We start from the raw sequence: 16951 nt of genomic DNA on the forward strand, positions 1-16951 counted from the left end.
GGAATGAACCGGCGGGGCGCATCCCCCGGCGGGGACGCCTGTGCCTCTACTGCGGCGGGCTTGTCATCCTCCCCGAAGGCCTGGAAGCAGAAAATCATCAACCCGAAAACCAATAAGGGGTAGATGATATAAATCAGTATCCTGATAATTTTAACCATACTTATTCTGTTTTTATGGTTCGAGTATTTAATCAGCCAATCAGCTAATCAAAGCAGCCAATTAACTAATTTCAATATCAGCAGTAGCTTTATTTTATACATACCTGCTAACACGGTTAATAACTGCCGGGCAAATGCAGGCTTCCGGAGATAGAGTATATGAGATCATGAATCACAAATAAGAAGCCTGCCAGCCCAAACTAAATGAACAAGTAATAATAACGTTTTATGTGTAGACAGTTAATTGTCATATACTCCACCATTACCGGAATTCCATTCTGCAAATCCTCCTCTTTACATACCCGTTTATATTCATTCCTGACACGTACCAAGTGAGGGCATCTGTTTACTCAACGCATATAAACCCATACAAAATTAGGCGTTAATATTCTATAAACCGTTACCCGTTTTTGCCCACTTATTAGCCATTTTGTACCATCACATCGGTTTTAGTGGCTGGAAACGCGCAAAGCATAGGGGTGTCGTTACATCTTCGTGCGGGGTTGCAGCCAGCTACCTGCATGAACCGGCCTTTTTTTCTTTTCTATAGGGTAGCGTTGCGTGTCTGTTGCACAACTAATTTTAGATAATTATTAAAACCATACTATTTATGAAACAAGCATTAAAAAAAACCGGAAATTATTATTCAAGCGGAAAAAATTATAAAAAAGATACTCATATTCATCAAGAAAGGCACGAGTGCGTTTATAACACAGATTTTTCAGCCACATACGAGCCTCCTTAAAGCCGGGGGAGAAGATGTACGACAATAATTTCTTGATATTATAAGCCATTGAAGCTAATAAGACATGTTTATTGGCAAGCTTTATACCTTTTGTATATACTTTTTTCATTCCCCGGTAATGAAGCAGAGTCCCTAAAACAGGCTCAACGGTAGATGAACGCAGTTTTATCATTCGCTTGCCTATAGGAGTATGAATACGTTGATACATTCGATCATAGTAAGCTTTGTCTATGGTATCTTCTAAATGTTTGAAGTTTTTTTTACCAAGACACGCTGCTTTAAGCGAACAGTCTTTACAATCTTTGCCGGAAGATTCATAGATTCTGGTCCGGGTATTATCCCGGTGATCGGTGCGTATATACTTAAAGGGGAGCTTTACGCCTTTATAGCATTGGTAATAATTTTCTTTCGGATGAAAAGTGAAATTCGTCCTTTTAGGAAGATAGTTTCCCATGCAGGGTATATACCCTTGAATGTTGAGATCTTCTAAATGTCTGAGAGAACGTCCACTGCTATAGTTTGTATCCGCCAATACCTGGGAAATGGTTATACCCATTGGATATAAATTAGTTCTTGCCTGAGCTAAGATATCAGGTAAACAAAGTGAATCCCGTTTGTCTGCAAGGCTTGCCAAAGCACCGCAAATAACATGGGAACTCGTATCTACACTTATTTGTGCAAGATAGTTGAGATTTAGCGCTTTGTGTGGCTTCCTGGATAACCGTGCTTGCGGATCTGTTGAACTGCATCGCTTTTTATTTTGGCCATGCCTGGGATTTGATGGCTTGATAGAGGAATTATTGAACTGAGGCCCTGATTTATGCTCTTGTTCATTAGCACATAGATCCTGATAATACATAGAGCTTGTGACCTTTAATTGAACTTCTTTATCGACAAGACTTTCCATAGAGGCATTCGCTTTAACAAAAGCACTATCAATTGCTTGAGAACGACCCTCAACCATTCCTGCTTCAAAGCAGAGGTAGAGTATATGAGCGAAAACATCAAGAAATAAGTCTTCACCATAGAGTTGACGTGTACGGCTTAGTGTACTATGCCAAGGCAAAGGTTCATCGACATTGTAGTTTAAGAAGTAAAGCATATCCATACGCATACTGGCATGTTCGATGATTTTTCTGTCAGAGCTTAGGTTTTCTATATAGTAATAGTTCGGGTAACCGCGTCTTGCAAAGCCGTACGCGAGTTCTTACCTTTGAGGAAAAAACCTATGGAAACGAACGATTATGTGCGAGGAGTGGCGTTGAGCGAAGCCGAAGGCTTTGCCTTGATAGAAAGTTTTTATACAAGTAGACGGGGAGCCGAAGCGTGGTATAGAGGCTTGGGCATGTCCAAGCACACATTCTATAAGTGGAAGCACCGCTACGACGCCATTCACGCAGAGGGAGCACCGTCGGAGCCGGCAGCAGAACCGGAGCCCTGCCGCCTGGTCCCTGTCAGGATAGTAGATACGCCCTCCGGCGAAGTTGTCCGGGGTATAGAGGTGCGCTACCCGAACGGGGTGGTACTGGCCCTTCCGGCTGAGCCGGGCATCGGAATGGGCCAGCTGGCCGAACTGCTAAAACTCAAAGTCTGATGTTCAGCCTGGGAGAAACGGATAAGTATTACTTATATTCGAGTGCCTGCGACATGCGCAAAGGCTTTGACACGCTGTCGGGAATCGTCGCCTCTGTTATGCGGCATGACCCGGCCAGCGGCGAAGTTTTTATCTTTCTTAGTCGCAGCCGGCGAACGCTGAAATTGCTACATTGGGAAAGCGGGGGTTACGTTATCTATCACAAGAGGCTGGAGAAAGGACAGTTCAGCCGCCCTCATTATGATGAAAAGACAGGTTGTTACCGCTTAAAGTGGGTTGAACTGGTGATGATGACCGACGGTATCAGCCTGGAAAAAGTAGTGTACAAAAAAAGATACGAAAAACCCGTCGAAACCTTATAAATAAAAGGATTAACGCTTGTATATCCGGTAAAAAATGTGTATCTTTCATACATGGAAAAGATACGGGAACTGGAAGAATTATTAGCCGAATCCAAGCTTGTTATACAGGAGTTGGAGTCGAGGAACATTTCCCTGGAATCCAAACTAAGCAAACTTACCGACGAACTCCTTTATCTTCGCCGGGCCATGTTCGGACGTTCGTCTGAACGCTATGTAAAGGAAGATCCCAACCAGCTGAGCCTGGCCTTCGAGGGTGTTGACAGCCTGCCGGAAGAAGAAAAGGCGCTGGTTGAAGAGTTGCGTCAAACCATTACTTACGAACGTGAGGCCAGAAAGGAAAATTCCTCTAAACCGGTACGCCAGGAACTGCCAGCCGGATTGGAACGTAAAGAAGAAATCATAGAACCCGATCCGATACCCGCAGGAAGTACCTGCATCGGTCAGGAAGTGACAGAGATACTGGAATATACACCGGGAACATTGTATGTGCGCAGGATTATCCGCAAGAAATATGCCTTGGCCGGCCATCAGGGCGTGGTTATAGCGGAACTTCCGTCCCTGCCGCTGCCAAAGAGTAACGCAGGAGCGTCGCTGCTGGCACACCTGCAGGTAAGCAAATACCAGGATCACCTTCCCTATTACCGTCAGATCGACATCTTCAGCCGGCAAGGCATAAAACTGGCCGCTTCTACCGTTAACGGCTGGAATGCCGGTTCAGCCTGCCTGCTGGAACTCTTATACCTCGAACTCAGGAAACAGGTGCTGGCATCGGATTACATCCAGATGGATGAAACCTTCATACCGGTAGTGGACAGGGACAAGCCCGGTGCAACCCGTAAAGGCTACCACTGGATCGTCAAGGCGCCGGAAGAGCGGAAGCTTTTCTTCCATTACGACCACGGCTCGAGAGGGCAGAAAGTGGTGATAGAACTGCTGAAAAACTTTAAGGGAGCCGTCCAAAGCGACGCATACGCCGCCTACGGGATATATGAGAACAAGAAGGATGTCTTGTTGCTGGGCTGCTGGGACCATGCCCGCAGACGATTTGAGCAAGCCCTCAAAAATGACCCCGCCCGGTCATCCTTTGCCATGGATCAAATACAGTTGCTTTACCGGTTGGAGAGGCAGTTCAGGGAAACCTGTCATGTTCCCGATCAAATTGCTGTGGAGCGTAAGGCCAAAGCCTATCCCATCCTCAAGGCTTTCGAGCGCTGGCTGCTGGATGAGTATCCGAAGGTATTGCCGCAGTCCCTCATTGGAAAGGCAATCGCTTATACCTACAATATTTATCCCCGCCTGGTGCGCTATGTCATCGACGGAAGATATCAGATATCCAATATCGGTGCCGAGAATGGCCTTAGAGGCCTGGCCGTAGGCAGGAAAAACTATATGTTCTGCGGCAGCCATCAGGCTGCTTACCATGCCGCTATCATTTACTCCCTGCTGGGTACATGCAGGCTGCATGGCGTGAATCCCGAAGCCTGGCTTACGGATGTCCTGAACCGGTTACCTGATACCAAAACGGAAGACCTGCATCTGTTGCTGCCCGGAGCCTGGCTGCCGACGGGCCAACATTAATATAAATCCCTCAAGGGCGGCGATGTTCGCCGTCTGCCACACGAATAAAGTAGAGCCGGACGGTCATGTGACCGGACGGCTCTGTCTATTTTGTATGGATAAGCCCGAGGCTGCTGGCACCTGGATCTATGGACGCAATTCCCCGAACTATTACTCTATATAGCCAATAAGCATGAGTTTAAAGAAGACTTCCGGATCAATACTGGCTTGTCCTTCCCGCCCATAATAAGGCAGAGCCTTTTTACGGAGAAAGGATAAATCAAGCGTATTCTTTAAACGGCGATAAAAATTATTATCTGGTACCCGATCTGACAATCTGAAGACTAGAAAGAGTTTTTCTTCGTAGTGTTTTTTACCTAGCATAATGATTGAATTTATTCATGTAATATACTAATAATTAACCGTATAATCAATTTTTATTAATACTTATTTCTTTCTTTTTTAGTTGTGCAACAGACACGTTGCGCTACCCTATAGGGTGGTGGTGCCCCGCTGGCGCGGATTAAGGTGCTATATGCTCCATTTTATTGTTATCAGGTACCGTTTACGGATTCCTGACGGTAATCGTCACACCCGTCAGGCATTTTTTACCCGCCGCGCTCCCATTAGTTAAGTAAAAGCCAAAATTGTAGCCGGAGTTCCATGCGTTGTCGACTGGTGTTGTACCCATGTAAATTGCATCGGTCGCCCCCCCGTTGATCCAGTAGCTAAGGTACGTGTTCGGTGTCATGTAATAATCTCGGGAGCTCGCCGGTAAAGAACTTGATGTCATCACCGTCGCACAACTGGCAAGCGAGGTCACGTTACCAGAGCTCGTGGTAAACGCGGCATTATACTTTGGGCACCAAATACTGATAGACATGTCTCCGGTAGGGGTAAATTTGGCCGTTGTAAGGCAAGGACCTTTTGCAGGCACATCTACTTCCTCACCACGCTTTACAGTCAGTGTAGGATAATTGCTATTAAAATCCGCCGCGGTGTAGCCAGTTGATCCCGTCGTCTGTGTAAAAGTAATCGTATACGGCGATAACCATCTTGCCTCATAAGTGTTAGTGGCGTTTTCGTCAATTGTAACTTCCGGTTCACGTGGGTCACCCGTTACCTTTTGGCCGGTTTGAACGTTGTACCAGCCGTCCCAGAGGTACTTTTCGCTATCGGTGGTGGCGGGCAGGGTGATTACATCTCCATCGTCATAGTAGCCGCTTTTGTCCGGTATAAAAGAGCCGCCGGGCTCCGGATTGCGCGTCAGAGTTAATTTTGGTTTACCGTCACGACATGCGTCAGGTTACCGGCCGTAATTTTGATTTTACCGGTGCGCACTGCTCCGGTATTAGCAGTAACCTGAATCCCTAACGTGGTTTTTGTGTTAGCGGTCACCGGCCCCCCTGTGACAGAAAGCCAGCCGCCGGTAGCAGGCGTTACACCGTCTGCTTCGAAACATGCATATGTCGCCCCGTCGGTATAATCCGTGAAAACTTCAAGGGTACTGTTGCCGGCGCTTCCGGAAAGATTAAATTCTCCGGTGGAGACGCCCAGCATATAGTTATTATTAAAAACAATGTCCGTGATTGCCGATTCATCGTATTCTATAATCTTTACCGTATTGACGGGCGCCGAGTTGAAGGCTGCCTCTGCTGTCGCCTCCCCTGAACCGAGCATGTCTGTTATCTGTACGGTGTACTTGTGGTTGCGCAACAGGTCGAGGTAAGTGGTCGCCCCGGCTGCCGTATTGGCGAAATCGACACGGTAGAAGGTTTCCGTTCCATCCGACCCGTATATACCGCCTATGACCAGGCAGGTATTGGCCGCCGCACCGGTAGCGCTTCCTTTCGCCGCTTCAAAGGTATAGATTTCGTTGATGCAGGAGATATCCGTTGTTGTTATGGAAGTTCCGTTATAGACCAGAGGCCCCGTTTGTTTCTGCGCGGATGCCGGAACCGTAGGTGCGGTCGCAACACCGTTGCCCCAGTTTACTGCGTCCGGAGCGACATATCCCTGATTGTTATAATTATAGAGCCGCACGCTTTTCAATGCGAATTTGGTCTGGGCTGTTGTACCCAGGGTCACATCTATCTTGGAGACCATGCGTATAAGGTTTACCGTTTGGTTGGCTGTCGGCGAGCCGACTGTCAGGGTCGCGATCTCGCCCCACATCGGTATCTTTGTAAAACTGCCCGAAGTGTCCCATTTGCCTGTATTGGTCAACTTTAATTGTTGCATAACCGTTGCCTTGGTATCCCCTTGGTTGATGCTACCCAACGCGGCGCTGACAATCTGGCTACTGTTGGCCAGGATGACCATGTCATAGGTGCCTACCGGAATTTTGGCCGTAAAGGTTTTTTGCGCGCTGTTAGCGCCGTCCGTTATATTATTGATATAGATAGGCTGGTAGGTATAATAGCCCGAACTATTAAACAGCAGCAGGACGATATTATCCACCGCGTTCTCGTCAACTTCGGTCAAAGCCTTGGTCTTGGGCGCGGAAGCTCCCGGCACCCGGATGGAAAAGCTGACCAGTTGCTCATCGCCCTGAACCGCCGTATTCCCTTCCCGCTCATCGATGCAACCGGTTACCTCGAACAGTTGAACGACAAGCAATAATATGTATAATACCTTTATTTTCATATATTGTTATTTTATCTAATATGCTGTTACTGTTTAAAATACTTTATGTCAGACCTTTTTTTGTTTTCTATAGGGCAGCATAGCGCTACCCTGTGTTGTTGTTCCCACACCCTGCCGTTACAGCCCCCCCCGCTGGCGCGGACATCTTGTCCGTGTCTTGTTCAAAGAGCAATTGCATTATGCTGCGCAACGCACAGGCCTGGTGGCCGTTTTTTAGTCTGGTCATATATAACAGGAGTCTTCCCATCAGCCCCATCATCTGGCGACGACTGCTATACTCTTAGCGCACAACCGTAGGGCGTTACCATTGCTTGCAGAGCCCGCTTGCCACCCCCCTCCGGGTATTCCTAATGGGTTCCATACACCCGCCGTTGAGCCCGACCAAGTCCACCAATATGCGTAAAATCGATTGGTCCCCCCCCCAGACCAGAAAGTCGTGTTTCCGTATGGCCAATAAACATCTATACTATTCGTCCCCACTAATCCACTGGCCATGGTACCAGCGGTCTTGCAATCATTGAGGTTTCTTGCGGTGTCATCGATAGTAGTTATAACAACGACACTCTTAGGGCAGTAAATTTTATATGTCGCGTCAGCGGTCGCTGTATAGGTTTGTTCTGCCCCCAGGCATAGACCGTCTGTTGTTATTGTATAGGTGGCCCCACGTCTCAGAACAGAATTCCCAGCTATTCCATTCACCAAACCATTACCGCTACCTGTGCCAGTCCTCTCTATGGTTATGGTCACCGGTGCGTACCATTTAGCCGTGTAGTTGTTTTCACCTTCAGCACCCACGATCACAGTCGGCGTTTTGCTGCCGCCTTCCAGTCGGGTACTACCGTTTTTGTACCAGCCGTCCCATGCATAGAGTCCGTTGTCCGTGGGTTCCGGCAGAGAGACAGGTGACCCATAATCATAGAGATCAGTCAGGTCTGTGAAATCGCCATCGGTGGTTTCCGGATTTTTTGTCAGTGTAAAGCCGTACTGCGCAACGGCCTGAGTAACCGTCACGACATGCGTCAGGTTCCCGGCCGTAATTTTGATCTTACGGGTGCGCACTGCTCCGGTATTAGCAGTAACCTGAATCCCTAACGTGGTTTTTGTGTTAGCGGTCACCGGCCCCCCTGTGACAGAAAGCCAGCCGCCGGTAGCAGGCGTTACACCGTCTGCTTCGAAACATGCATATGTCGCCCCGTCGGTATAATCCGTGAAAACTTCAAGGGTACTGTTGCCGGCGCTTCCGGAAAAATTAAATTCTCCGGAGGAGACAGTCAAACGATATTGTCCGCCGGCGTCGAATTCATCGAGCCCGCCATCGTTCCATGCGGTAATAGTCGCGGTTATATCGGCCGGCCGGGAGTTAAAAGCATTTTCAGGTGTTGACAGTCCGCTATCTTTCACATCAGCGATTGTCACGGTATAGTGATGGTTGCGCAACAGGTCGAGGTAAGTGGTCGCCCCTTCTACCGTATTGGCGAAGTCGACACGGTAGAAGGTTTCCACTCCATCCGACCCGTATATACCGCCTATGACCAGGCAGGTATTGGCCGCCGCACCGGTAGCGCTTCCTTTCGCCGCTTCAAAGGTATAGATTTCATTGATGCAGGATATATCCGTTGTTGTTATGGAAATTCCGTCATAGAGCAGCGGGTTGTCTACCGCAGGCGACGGTTTTTGCGCTGATGCCGGAACCGTAGGCGCGGTCACAATATTGCTTACGCTGCTCCAGTTGTTATCAGTATCCGGGGCGACATAGCCCTGATTGTTATAATTATAGAGCCGCACGCTTTTCAACGCGAATTTGGTTTGGGCTGTTGCACTCAGGGTCACATCTATCTTGGAGACCATGCGTACAAGGGTTACCGATTGGCCGGGAGTAGACTCGCCGACTGTCAGGTTCGCGATTTCGCCCCACATCGGTATCTTCTTATAACCTGCGTCCGCAGGATCACTGTTCCATTTGTCGGCATTGGTCAACTTTAATTGTTGCATAACCGTTGCCTTGGTATCCCCCTGGTTGATGCTACCCAACGCAGCGCTGACAATCTGGCTGCTGTTGGCCAGGACGACCATGTTGTAGGTTCCTACCGGAACTTTGGCTGTAAAGGTTTTTATCGCGCTGTTACCGGGGGTGGTCGTTACATTATTGATATAGATGGGCTGGTAGGTATAATAGCCCGAACTATTAAACAGCAGCAGGACGATATTAGCCACCTCGTTCTCGTCGTCCCCGGTCAAAGCCTTGGTTTTGGGTGCGGCAGCTCCCGGCACCCGGATGGAAAAGCTGACCAGTTGTTCATCGCCCTGACCCGCCGTATTCCCTTCCCGCTCGTCAATGCAACCGGTTAACGCGAACAGGTAAATGACCAGCAAGAGTATATATAAACACTTTGTTTTCATATATTGTTATTTTATATGGTCTTTTCTTATCTTAAAATTCCGGGCTTACGGGTTTGCTGTCCCATCCCGGCAGGGTAACTTCTACCGATACGGACTTAAATTCTATCTGTATCGGGATAAACAGGCCGTCCGTACCCGTTACGGTTATATTGTTATCCGCGATAAAATCTTTCAAGCTGACCGTCGCGACAGTACTGCCGTCGGATTGTTTCTTTATATATAATAGTATGGGTGTATTTTCATTAAAAAGGGGAGTATAAAACTCCGAATAGGCCATATTCTGGCTTTCGATAACGGTATTTGCCGCTGTTTTTTTGTATGAGATACCTGTGCCGTATGTTTGCATGTTAAAGTTATAGTGAGCCGGTATATCCGTCAGCACGATGGTTGGGGGCAAAGCCGCTCCCTGGGCGGATGTATCCGTAAATCCTTTTACATAAACGCCTATGGTGATGTGTGCGCTGCGAAAAGGGATAACGGCTGTTTGCGAACCGCTTTCAGGCACGGTTACATAAAATGGCTGTGGCTGCGAATCCTGTGACGGCGCGGGCGCGTAATACAGCGGGTCGCTGTCGCTTGCCGTGTTTGTTGCCTTGTCGAGGCTTGAATTACTCAGGAAGGCGTCACTGAACAGGTTATTGCCCGGGCTTGCTCCTTCATAAAGGGTGTTAGCTGTCGCATTGGCCCAGCATACAATGCGGTAAGTACCGGGTTCCAGCCTCAGTTCGGTACCCGCAAAAAGGGATAAGGCGTTTTCATCGAGGGTTATCCTTTTTACAAGGCGATCCCCGCTGTCGAAGATAAAAACATCCGTATACCTGACTTTATCAGTAAAAATATCTAAGCCGTTTTCATCTGTATAGCGGAATTCCAGACGTAAATTGCTGTTATCATCTATCTCCGGACAATATTCCGAATCTTCACCGATGCAACTGTTTAATAATGCAAAGGCTAAAAGTATGAACAGGCTTATATAGGGTTTCATAATAGTTATAATCCTTTATTAGTAAAAAGTATTCGAAAAAGCTATAGCATCCCTGCTTAGTGGATATCCGGGGGATAAAGATGCCGTTGCCGGACTCCTATCCACTAAGCGGGGAAAGTTATATGTTATTAAAATTCAGGGGCTAGAGGAACTGCTTCCCAAGCAACTACATTTACAGTTACCGTTACATTTATGGCGTCAACATTCGGAACAGGAGCCAAGTCTTCCGGTTCAATTGCATTTACTGTCAGAGAGACTTTATACACCTTGCCGGCACTGATTTCAGTTAGAAGAGCACCGCCCCCAGCAGGCCTAAATCCTTTGATTGTAATATATTGAGGATCCGCAAAAACGGCGCCGGGAGTAGAATTTAAGGTTGTTGTTATATTCTTTAAACGGATAACGATTATCGGAACGGCTGAACCTCCGTCGAGGGTAGATGCCGCGAACAGGTTATATCCCCAAACGTTGGAGCCAGCCGGCTTGGCAACCTTCGATACAGCATTATAACCAGTGCCTCCATTGTCGTCAAATGTAACTCCACGGTCGGAGATAGGATATATCGCTCCTCCTACAGCAAATTTTGCCGGATCTGTACCATTTTCAATTTTAGAGTAGGTTCCTGTTGTTCCGCCAATCGAACCTACTTTATCGAAATTATCAATGAAGATACCGTCTACGGTGAACCCTGTGATGTCGCCTGTAACAGTAATATCGCTTAATTCAATACGGGCGATGGTCGGGTTAAGTTCTACATCACACGTATAATCAGGAGCCACCGGAGCAGGAACTAAGTTTGCTGTTCCATATAAATTACATGAGGCTGTAGTGACTTGCGATGCTATACCGATAGTCAGAGCTTTCACTGTATTTATAGATCCGCTTGTCGGCATGGTAAGCGTCGCGCCATTTTGATCGACAGCAGGAACATTTCCAAATACATGCGCGGCGGTTACGCTTCCCGGAATACCTGAGATTGTCACTCCGGGAGCTGATGCTTCTGCTATACTGATTTTACCATTCGGTAAGTCCGAAGAAGCATCAGTAGTCAATTGATATCTTTCAATAATAGTTCCACCACTGTTGACGAAGTATAAATAACCGCTGCTCAATGTAGCCTTTGTTCCGTCTGCTACCGCAACGCCTTCCGATTTGGCAATAGCTTCCTTGTCCAGTTTGAAGAATAAACTTTTCTTCTCTCCGTTATCGGTGTTATCTTTCGCATCGTCATTCGAGCAACTGCTGAATCCTAATAAAAGGGCGACAGTTAATGCGCTTAAAAATTTAAATTTTGTTTTCATTTTTTACTTGTTTTTAAAATTAAGAATACTAATAAAGAATATAATTACTATCTGTTTTTATACCGTTCCATTTTCTTGTTATCGGCCCGTTTGGCCGCCACTTCCTCCAGATTGCGGACCGCTTCCTTGCTGCCGGCTGTTTTTGCCCGGTTAAACAGGGCTTCGGCCTGATCGAGTTCCCCGGTCAGCAGGCGTATTACGCCCAGGTTGTTCAGTACGGCCGGATTGTTGCCACCGGGGGCTGAGCCGGCTGCCTTGTCCAACAGGCGCCCGGCGGTATTCAACTCCCCGTTTTCAATCAGGAGCGCCGCCGCATTGACGTTTGCCGTCACATCATCGGGATAGTATTTGGGGATCACTCCGGTCATGATATCCGTATAGTCTTTCGTGCCTTTGCCGTAACTTTGAGCCAGGTTGTAAAGCTCCAGTTGTGACAGGTCTTCCGGTTTCCGGCTAAACAGCGATTTGCTTTCTTCGGCAGTGTAATCCCTGACCGTAAAGTCGATCCGGTATTCCACCCTGCGCAGTTCGGGGAACATCTCCCGGAGCATCCGGCGGTAGGGTGCACCGTTCGCCAGGCGCATCAAAGCCTTTTCGCGTTCGTCCATTACTTCCGTGGTGGCAATAATTTCCAATATCTTGTCCTTGTATTCCATATTGGAGGCCTGTACCTGTACGGCAAGGCTGTCCCAATCTTCGGCTACATGGCTTACCTTGAAAAGACCCTCGTCGAATCCAAATTTAGTTTTCAGGTAATCCTTTAGCGCCAGCGACCGTTCTTTCGATAAACGCTCGTTGGTGGTGTACAATCCGTCGGGGGAAGCATAGCCTTCGATAAACAGGCCGGTGATGCCCGCATCGGGATTGTCCTTTACATCCGAGACGGCTTCGTTGATCTTGGCCAGCTCCGCAGGATTCCGGCGGAAACCGGGGTTAATGACCGACCTGCCTGCCTGGAAGTCCAGGAAAGCTTTGCCCTGACGCTTGCGCGTCTTGACTTCCCTGCCCGGGGTGAGTAAGGATACTCCGGGGCTGACCTGATAGGGCACACGTGCTTCCAATTCCACCTTATCGCTCAAAATCAGCGCATACAGCCGTGATTCCTGCCTGTTGTATCCCGTAACCTGCTGGTAGAGAACCAGGCGGGCGGAATCCATCCAGGCTTCATAAGGGATTTTCAGCTTATATAGAAGTGTCGTATCGGTGAACTGGCGGATATTTACCTGCATCAAAGGACGATGATAGGCGGACCGCTTATCTGCTCTCGCAAGAGCGAAAGAGCGTTCGTCCAGTTTCCGTCGTTCATCCCCGTCGACCCGGATATAGGGAAAGGTTACTTTTTTGCTGTCCGGATCGCTACCGGTACTCAGTTCGGGAATCAGCAGCATCGATTGACCGCCGGAGACGGCCTGGCCCTGTATGTGTACAGAAAGACTTAATAGCAGGCTGTCGCCTTCCTGTTTCAGCCCGGCGCTTTCAACCGACAGCCGGCCTTTATAGAAATCCTTATTCTGTGCCGGCAGGCTGAGCGCCGCCAACAGGAAAAATACAGCCGGTATATGGGAAATATGGAATCGTTTCATTGTTTTATTTGATTATATAGATTAAGGATATACCTGCCTTGGTAGGCCCGAAATAATGCCTGCTACCGCTCTCGAGCAGCTTACCGCAGGTTTTACACTCATACCTGTCATAATCCGTATATGCATACCCCAGGCCGATGGTAGCTTCAATGTTCCAGCGGGGAGAGAGCATCCATTGGTAACCGTAGGAGATGCCCATCCCGAAAATGTCGCCCCGGTAACGGCCTGTTTCAAGGCCCGGGTATAGGTTCAGCGGCAGCTTGATGGCCCCCACATTGTAATTGGCATAAAGCGCATGTACACCGATGAAATGACTGAAGAACGGTTCGCAGAACCAGTAACGGAGTTCCGGCTGCACCAGTATATGTTTCAGCTTCTTGTTCCCACTATAGGTGAAAGGGTTGTAATTAACCGGTATATCCAGCGTATAACGGTTCTTCAGCCTGACTTCCAGCCCCAGGTTGAAGGTGGTGGTAGCATCGTACAACAAATTTGTTTTGACTGCCAGGCGAGGTGACGACAAAGGCGTATTACCTGCCTCGTCCTGTGCCCATGCGGGGAGCAGGACTAATGTCAGCAGAAAAATAAATATGGATTGTTTCATAAAATAGTCTGTATTATTAATTTGACTTCATCGTTGATTATAGCCTGATGTCTGCCGGTTATTGCCACCCTTTCCATCCACTCATTGTAGTTCAGGAAATACGATAAGGATAGTGGATGGCTATCCTCCCCTTATCTTCAACACCTTTTTATGATTTTTAATATATCTAAATCGGTAGCAAAATTAGGTGTTAATATTCTACAAATCTTTACCCATTTTTACCCATTTATTGACCATTTTGTTTTTATATGCATTTTAACATCATTTTCCATCTGCATATGACAGGACAATGTGCCACAAAAACATCTCCTGATAATGAATAGAAATTGAAAGAGTTTCGCAAGTCCTTACCCGATCAGTCTGAAGTATAAAAACAAAAGGTCTCATAAAGAGACCTTTCCGCCAGTTGTCACTGATTTGAGCCATTCTTATCTACCGGTAGCCCAGCCCTCCGTGCTCAACCATCAATACCTGAAACCGGTAAAATGAACGATAACGAATTCCCTCTCGTCATACTTATCGAGGAACTCCAGGAAGTCGTTACAGGCCAACCCTTCATTGCCGGCTACCGTTTCCACAGCTACGGGTTTCCCTTCGACCAGTATCTTTTGCGATGCCTTGTCGTAGCGGGCACGCTGTGTATGCAGCGTCTTACAGTTGGCGATCGGGTAATAGACCTTGCCTGTCGGCCGGTCTTCCAGATATACGATGCGCAGGCTATAGTTTCCCGTAGCCAGCTTCCGGCAGGCGTCTTCCCAAAAGATAACCCCGCTCTTGAGGGCATGGATCTTCATCGGTGGGAGGATACCCTTGATCTTACTGGCAAAATGTGTGTCTTCCCCATACCTGCTATGCCAGGTAGGAAAAGTATCGGGTACGGAAAGAAGGATCTGCTTTTCCATGCCCAGCAGCCTTCTCAGCTTGTTAAGTAGCATTTTGTGCTTCGTTTTTTGTTTATATTATTTGCTTTTTTCTCTCTTTTTTCGCTGTTTGCTAATGAAAGAATCCTGCGGAAAGCTCCCCGCAGGATAAAACCCTTTTTTGCAATAGGGTCGCTAACATCTAAAAACTACAGTAAGAGCGCATTAACTCCTACCTAAGCCTCCACACAGTCTGAAACTCCCGGGTTTGCTGTCTTTCGTTGCCCGTATATATGATTATAAACGGCATATTTACAGGCTGTTATCACCAAGGCCAGTTTTCGAGGGTGGTGGCAACTCTACAGGGGTAGGAGGCTGCTACCCCTTAAGGTGGACGGCGCGTCTGCTTATTATGGGTTATTGTGTATCTTTCGAACGTTTTGTTTTATCTTATTAGTAAGGTGCTACGCGCCAACCAGCTGATATTGTTGTGGTCGTCGTGGCGTGTATAATCATATGCGCAGAGCCAGCGGTACTGTTCGTACCGCTGAAGGTTACAGGTCCGGTGTAGAGGAACATGCCAGTTATCCCCGTTCTCCCGGTGCTAGAAACGCTATAAGTGCTTACCACTCCTGTCCCAGACACTATCGCGGTGATAGTGCCGCTTAAAGCACTCGTGTTGCTGATTATAGCGCTGGACCCTGCCGCAACTATCTGTCCGGTTATGTCTGAAGACTTAGGCGTCTGCCACGTCGGCGCCGCTCCAGCCCCGGTCGAAGTGAGCACCTGCCCGGCCGTGCTACCCGTACCGATCAATTTTCCTTGCGTAATTGTAGTATTAGCTATGTCTGCGTTTACTATCGAAGCGTCAACTATTTTTGATGAGTTCACACTGTTCGCCGCAAGGTCAGCCAGGGCGACCGTCCCGTCCTGTATTTTAGCACTGTTAACTGCGTTGTTGGCCAGGTCAGCATTAGCGACAGCCCCGTCCACAATCTTAACAGAGGTTACAGAATTGTCAGCCAGCTTTGCAGTGGTCACGGCGTTGTTCGCCAGGTCAACTGTAGCCACAGCCCCGTCAGCTATCTTAGCGCTGGTGACAGCATTGTTGGCAATGGTGGTTGCGTTGCTGTTAGCCGGAGCGGTGACGTCCCCGGTGAGGGCGGCACGCTGAACCTGTGTTCCATTGATGGTGTTCGTTGTCGAGTTCGTCAGGTTCTGTGCATCTGCTGCTGGCGCCCATGCGGTGCCGTTAAACTTAAGCACCTGCCCGTTTGTCGCACCCATGGCGTTCAGGTCGGCTGCCACTATAGATGCATTAACGATTTTCGCGCTATTTACGCTGTTATCAGCCAGATCAGCCAGTGCGACCGTTCCATCCTGTATTTTAGCGCTGTTAACGGCATTGTTGGCCAGGTCAGCGTTAGCGACAGCCCCGTCCACAATCTTAACAGAGGTAACAGAATTGTCAGCCAGCTTTGCTGTGGTCACGGCATTGTTCGCCAGGTCAACTGTAGCTACAGCCGCGTCAGCTATCTTAGCACTATTGACAGCGCCGTCCGCCAGCTTGACAGTTGTTACCCCTGCATCGTTCAGGCTGATCGCGTTAGCTGCCGATACAGCGATGGGAGCGGTTCCGGTATAGGTGGTGTTGGTATCGGTTGCCAATACCCAGGCCGTGCCGTTCCATTTAAGCACCTGCCCGTTGGCTGTCCCGGTTATCAGGCCTATATTGTTGCCGGTTACCGTTACAGGGCTGCTGCCTACATACGCAGTACCACCCGCCCCGGCAAAGGTGACCCATTGGGTGCCGTCCCAGTTGTAAGGGCCGGCGGAGAAGCCGCCTGTAGAGGTCAGGTTATAGACAGTCAATCCGGTAAGCAGTGTCTTGACATCGTCGGATTGGTCGGTTCCGCCGAAAAACAGTGCGACTGAGTTCTCAGCCTCCAGTTGGACACGCGGCAGCACCAGCCCGCCGGTGGTGCTGGTTACATTATTGACGTCGGCAGCCTGGCTCTTTAAATCGAGGATGGCTCCTTTTACAGGCTCCGCATTCGAGCCGATGGTCACTTGTGCGTTGCTGCCGGCTGCCACCAGCAGCCAAATCAGCAATAGGTAAAATTTACGTTTCATATCATATATTTATTAATTATTGT

General features: G+C 48.4%; 15 protein-coding genes. 4 read left to right on the forward strand and 11 right to left on the reverse strand.

Going from position 1 to position 16951, the window contains the following annotated elements:
- Window positions 1-766: 766 nt before the first annotated feature.
- Entirely contained in the window at window positions 767-2062 is a 1296-nt protein-coding gene (locus ACYQ3L_RS00005; RefSeq protein WP_459952346.1) for a transposase, read from the reverse strand.
- A 69-nt stretch (window positions 2063-2131) separates the two neighbouring features.
- Here ACYQ3L_RS00005 and tnpA point away from each other — a divergent pair, with 69 nt between their 5' ends.
- From tnpA to tnpC, 3 genes are read left to right on the forward strand one after another with little or no spacing between them, the layout of a single operon-like run.
- Window positions 2132-2497, forward strand: coding sequence for an IS66 family insertion sequence element accessory protein TnpA (tnpA, locus tag ACYQ3L_RS00010; RefSeq protein WP_459952230.1), 366 nt, complete (start codon window positions 2132-2134; stop codon window positions 2495-2497).
- The gene (gene tnpB / locus ACYQ3L_RS00015) at window positions 2497-2859 is read left to right on the forward strand and encodes an IS66 family insertion sequence element accessory protein TnpB (protein WP_459952231.1); all 363 of its coding nucleotides are present in this window, start codon (window positions 2497-2499) and stop codon (window positions 2857-2859) included. Before tnpA ends, tnpB begins: the two co-directional genes overlap by 1 nt.
- A gap of 51 nt (window positions 2860-2910) precedes the next feature.
- Window positions 2911-4437: an IS66 family transposase gene (gene tnpC / locus ACYQ3L_RS00020; RefSeq protein WP_459952232.1), complete on the forward strand. Its 1527-nt coding sequence runs from the start codon at window positions 2911-2913 to the stop codon at window positions 4435-4437.
- A gap of 150 nt (window positions 4438-4587) precedes the next feature.
- Here the strand turns inward: tnpC and ACYQ3L_RS00025 are convergent, their stop codons facing one another.
- Window positions 4588-4800: a transposase gene (locus ACYQ3L_RS00025; RefSeq protein WP_459952233.1), complete on the reverse strand. Its 213-nt coding sequence runs from the start codon at window positions 4798-4800 to the stop codon at window positions 4588-4590.
- Between the two features lie 181 nt (window positions 4801-4981).
- Window positions 4982-5167, reverse strand: coding sequence for a hypothetical protein (locus ACYQ3L_RS00030; protein WP_379999180.1), 186 nt, complete (start codon window positions 5165-5167; stop codon window positions 4982-4984).
- A 384-nt stretch (window positions 5168-5551) separates the two neighbouring features.
- On the opposite strand from ACYQ3L_RS00030, the gene ACYQ3L_RS00035 reads away from it, so the two are divergent.
- The gene (locus ACYQ3L_RS00035) at window positions 5552-5692 is read left to right on the forward strand and encodes a hypothetical protein (RefSeq protein WP_379999178.1); all 141 of its coding nucleotides are present in this window, start codon (window positions 5552-5554) and stop codon (window positions 5690-5692) included.
- On the opposite strand, the gene ACYQ3L_RS00040 is transcribed toward ACYQ3L_RS00035, so the two are convergent.
- The 8 genes from ACYQ3L_RS00040 to ACYQ3L_RS00075 form a co-directional block, all read right to left on the reverse strand.
- The gene (locus ACYQ3L_RS00040) at window positions 5689-7062 is read right to left on the reverse strand and encodes a FimB/Mfa2 family fimbrial subunit (RefSeq protein ID WP_379999176.1); all 1374 of its coding nucleotides are present in this window, start codon (window positions 7060-7062) and stop codon (window positions 5689-5691) included. The two genes, ACYQ3L_RS00035 and ACYQ3L_RS00040, sit on opposite strands and share 4 nt — an antisense overlap.
- Before the next feature lie 255 nt (window positions 7063-7317).
- Entirely contained in the window at window positions 7318-9462 is a 2145-nt protein-coding gene (locus ACYQ3L_RS00045) for a FimB/Mfa2 family fimbrial subunit (RefSeq protein WP_379999174.1), read from the reverse strand.
- Between the two features lie 31 nt (window positions 9463-9493).
- Window positions 9494-10447 carry a FimB/Mfa2 family fimbrial subunit gene (locus ACYQ3L_RS00050; RefSeq protein ID WP_379999172.1) on the reverse strand — a complete coding sequence of 318 codons (954 nt, stop codon included), beginning with the start codon at window positions 10445-10447 and terminating at the stop codon, window positions 9494-9496.
- A 128-nt stretch (window positions 10448-10575) separates the two neighbouring features.
- Window positions 10576-11748, reverse strand: a complete 1173-nt coding sequence (locus ACYQ3L_RS00055) for a hypothetical protein (protein WP_379999170.1) — start codon at window positions 11746-11748, stop codon at window positions 10576-10578.
- A 47-nt stretch (window positions 11749-11795) separates the two neighbouring features.
- A complete protein-coding gene (locus ACYQ3L_RS00060; RefSeq protein WP_379999168.1) occupies window positions 11796-13331 on the reverse strand; it encodes a DUF3868 domain-containing protein in 1536 nt (511 codons plus the stop codon).
- A gap of 4 nt (window positions 13332-13335) precedes the next feature.
- Window positions 13336-13935 carry a DUF3575 domain-containing protein gene (locus tag ACYQ3L_RS00065; protein WP_379999166.1) on the reverse strand — a complete coding sequence of 200 codons (600 nt, stop codon included), beginning with the start codon at window positions 13933-13935 and terminating at the stop codon, window positions 13336-13338.
- Between the two features lie 464 nt (window positions 13936-14399).
- The gene (locus tag ACYQ3L_RS00070) at window positions 14400-14870 is read right to left on the reverse strand and encodes a hypothetical protein (RefSeq protein ID WP_459952234.1); all 471 of its coding nucleotides are present in this window, start codon (window positions 14868-14870) and stop codon (window positions 14400-14402) included.
- A 378-nt stretch (window positions 14871-15248) separates the two neighbouring features.
- Window positions 15249-16928, reverse strand: a complete 1680-nt coding sequence (locus ACYQ3L_RS00075; RefSeq protein WP_380002183.1) for a beta strand repeat-containing protein — start codon at window positions 16926-16928, stop codon at window positions 15249-15251.
- Window positions 16929-16951 lie beyond the last annotated feature (23 nt).

The sequence above is a fragment of the Dysgonomonas termitidis genome, from assembly GCF_054657735.1.

Bases quoted from the DNA above. Each gene is read 5' to 3' on its own strand.
- tnpB (WP_459952231.1), top strand. From the start codon at position 2,497: ATGTTCAGCCTGGGAGAAACGGATAAGTATTACTTATATTCGAGTGCC.
- ACYQ3L_RS00030 (WP_379999180.1), bottom strand. From the start codon at position 5,167: ATGACACCGAACACGTACCTTAGCTACTGGATCAACGGGGGGGCGACC.
- ACYQ3L_RS00070 (WP_459952234.1), bottom strand. From the start codon at position 14,870: ATGCTACTTAACAAGCTGAGAAGGCTGCTGGGCATGGAAAAGCAGATC.
- ACYQ3L_RS00065 (WP_379999166.1), bottom strand. From the start codon at position 13,935: ATGAAACAATCCATATTTATTTTTCTGCTGACATTAGTCCTGCTCCCC.
- ACYQ3L_RS00050 (WP_379999172.1), bottom strand. From the start codon at position 10,447: ATGAAACCCTATATAAGCCTGTTCATACTTTTAGCCTTTGCATTATTA.
- ACYQ3L_RS00025 (WP_459952233.1), bottom strand. From the start codon at position 4,800: ATGCTAGGTAAAAAACACTACGAAGAAAAACTCTTTCTAGTCTTCAGA.
- ACYQ3L_RS00040 (WP_379999176.1), bottom strand. From the start codon at position 7,062: ATGAAAATAAAGGTATTATACATATTATTGCTTGTCGTTCAACTGTTC.
- ACYQ3L_RS00075 (WP_380002183.1), bottom strand. From the start codon at position 16,928: ATGAAACGTAAATTTTACCTATTGCTGATTTGGCTGCTGGTGGCAGCC.
- ACYQ3L_RS00060 (WP_379999168.1), bottom strand. From the start codon at position 13,331: ATGAAACGATTCCATATTTCCCATATACCGGCTGTATTTTTCCTGTTG.
- tnpA (WP_459952230.1), top strand. From the start codon at position 2,132: ATGGAAACGAACGATTATGTGCGAGGAGTGGCGTTGAGCGAAGCCGAA.
- ACYQ3L_RS00045 (WP_379999174.1), bottom strand. From the start codon at position 9,462: ATGAAAACAAAGTGTTTATATATACTCTTGCTGGTCATTTACCTGTTC.
- ACYQ3L_RS00055 (WP_379999170.1), bottom strand. From the start codon at position 11,748: ATGAAAACAAAATTTAAATTTTTAAGCGCATTAACTGTCGCCCTTTTA.
- tnpC (WP_459952232.1), top strand. From the start codon at position 2,911: ATGGAAAAGATACGGGAACTGGAAGAATTATTAGCCGAATCCAAGCTT.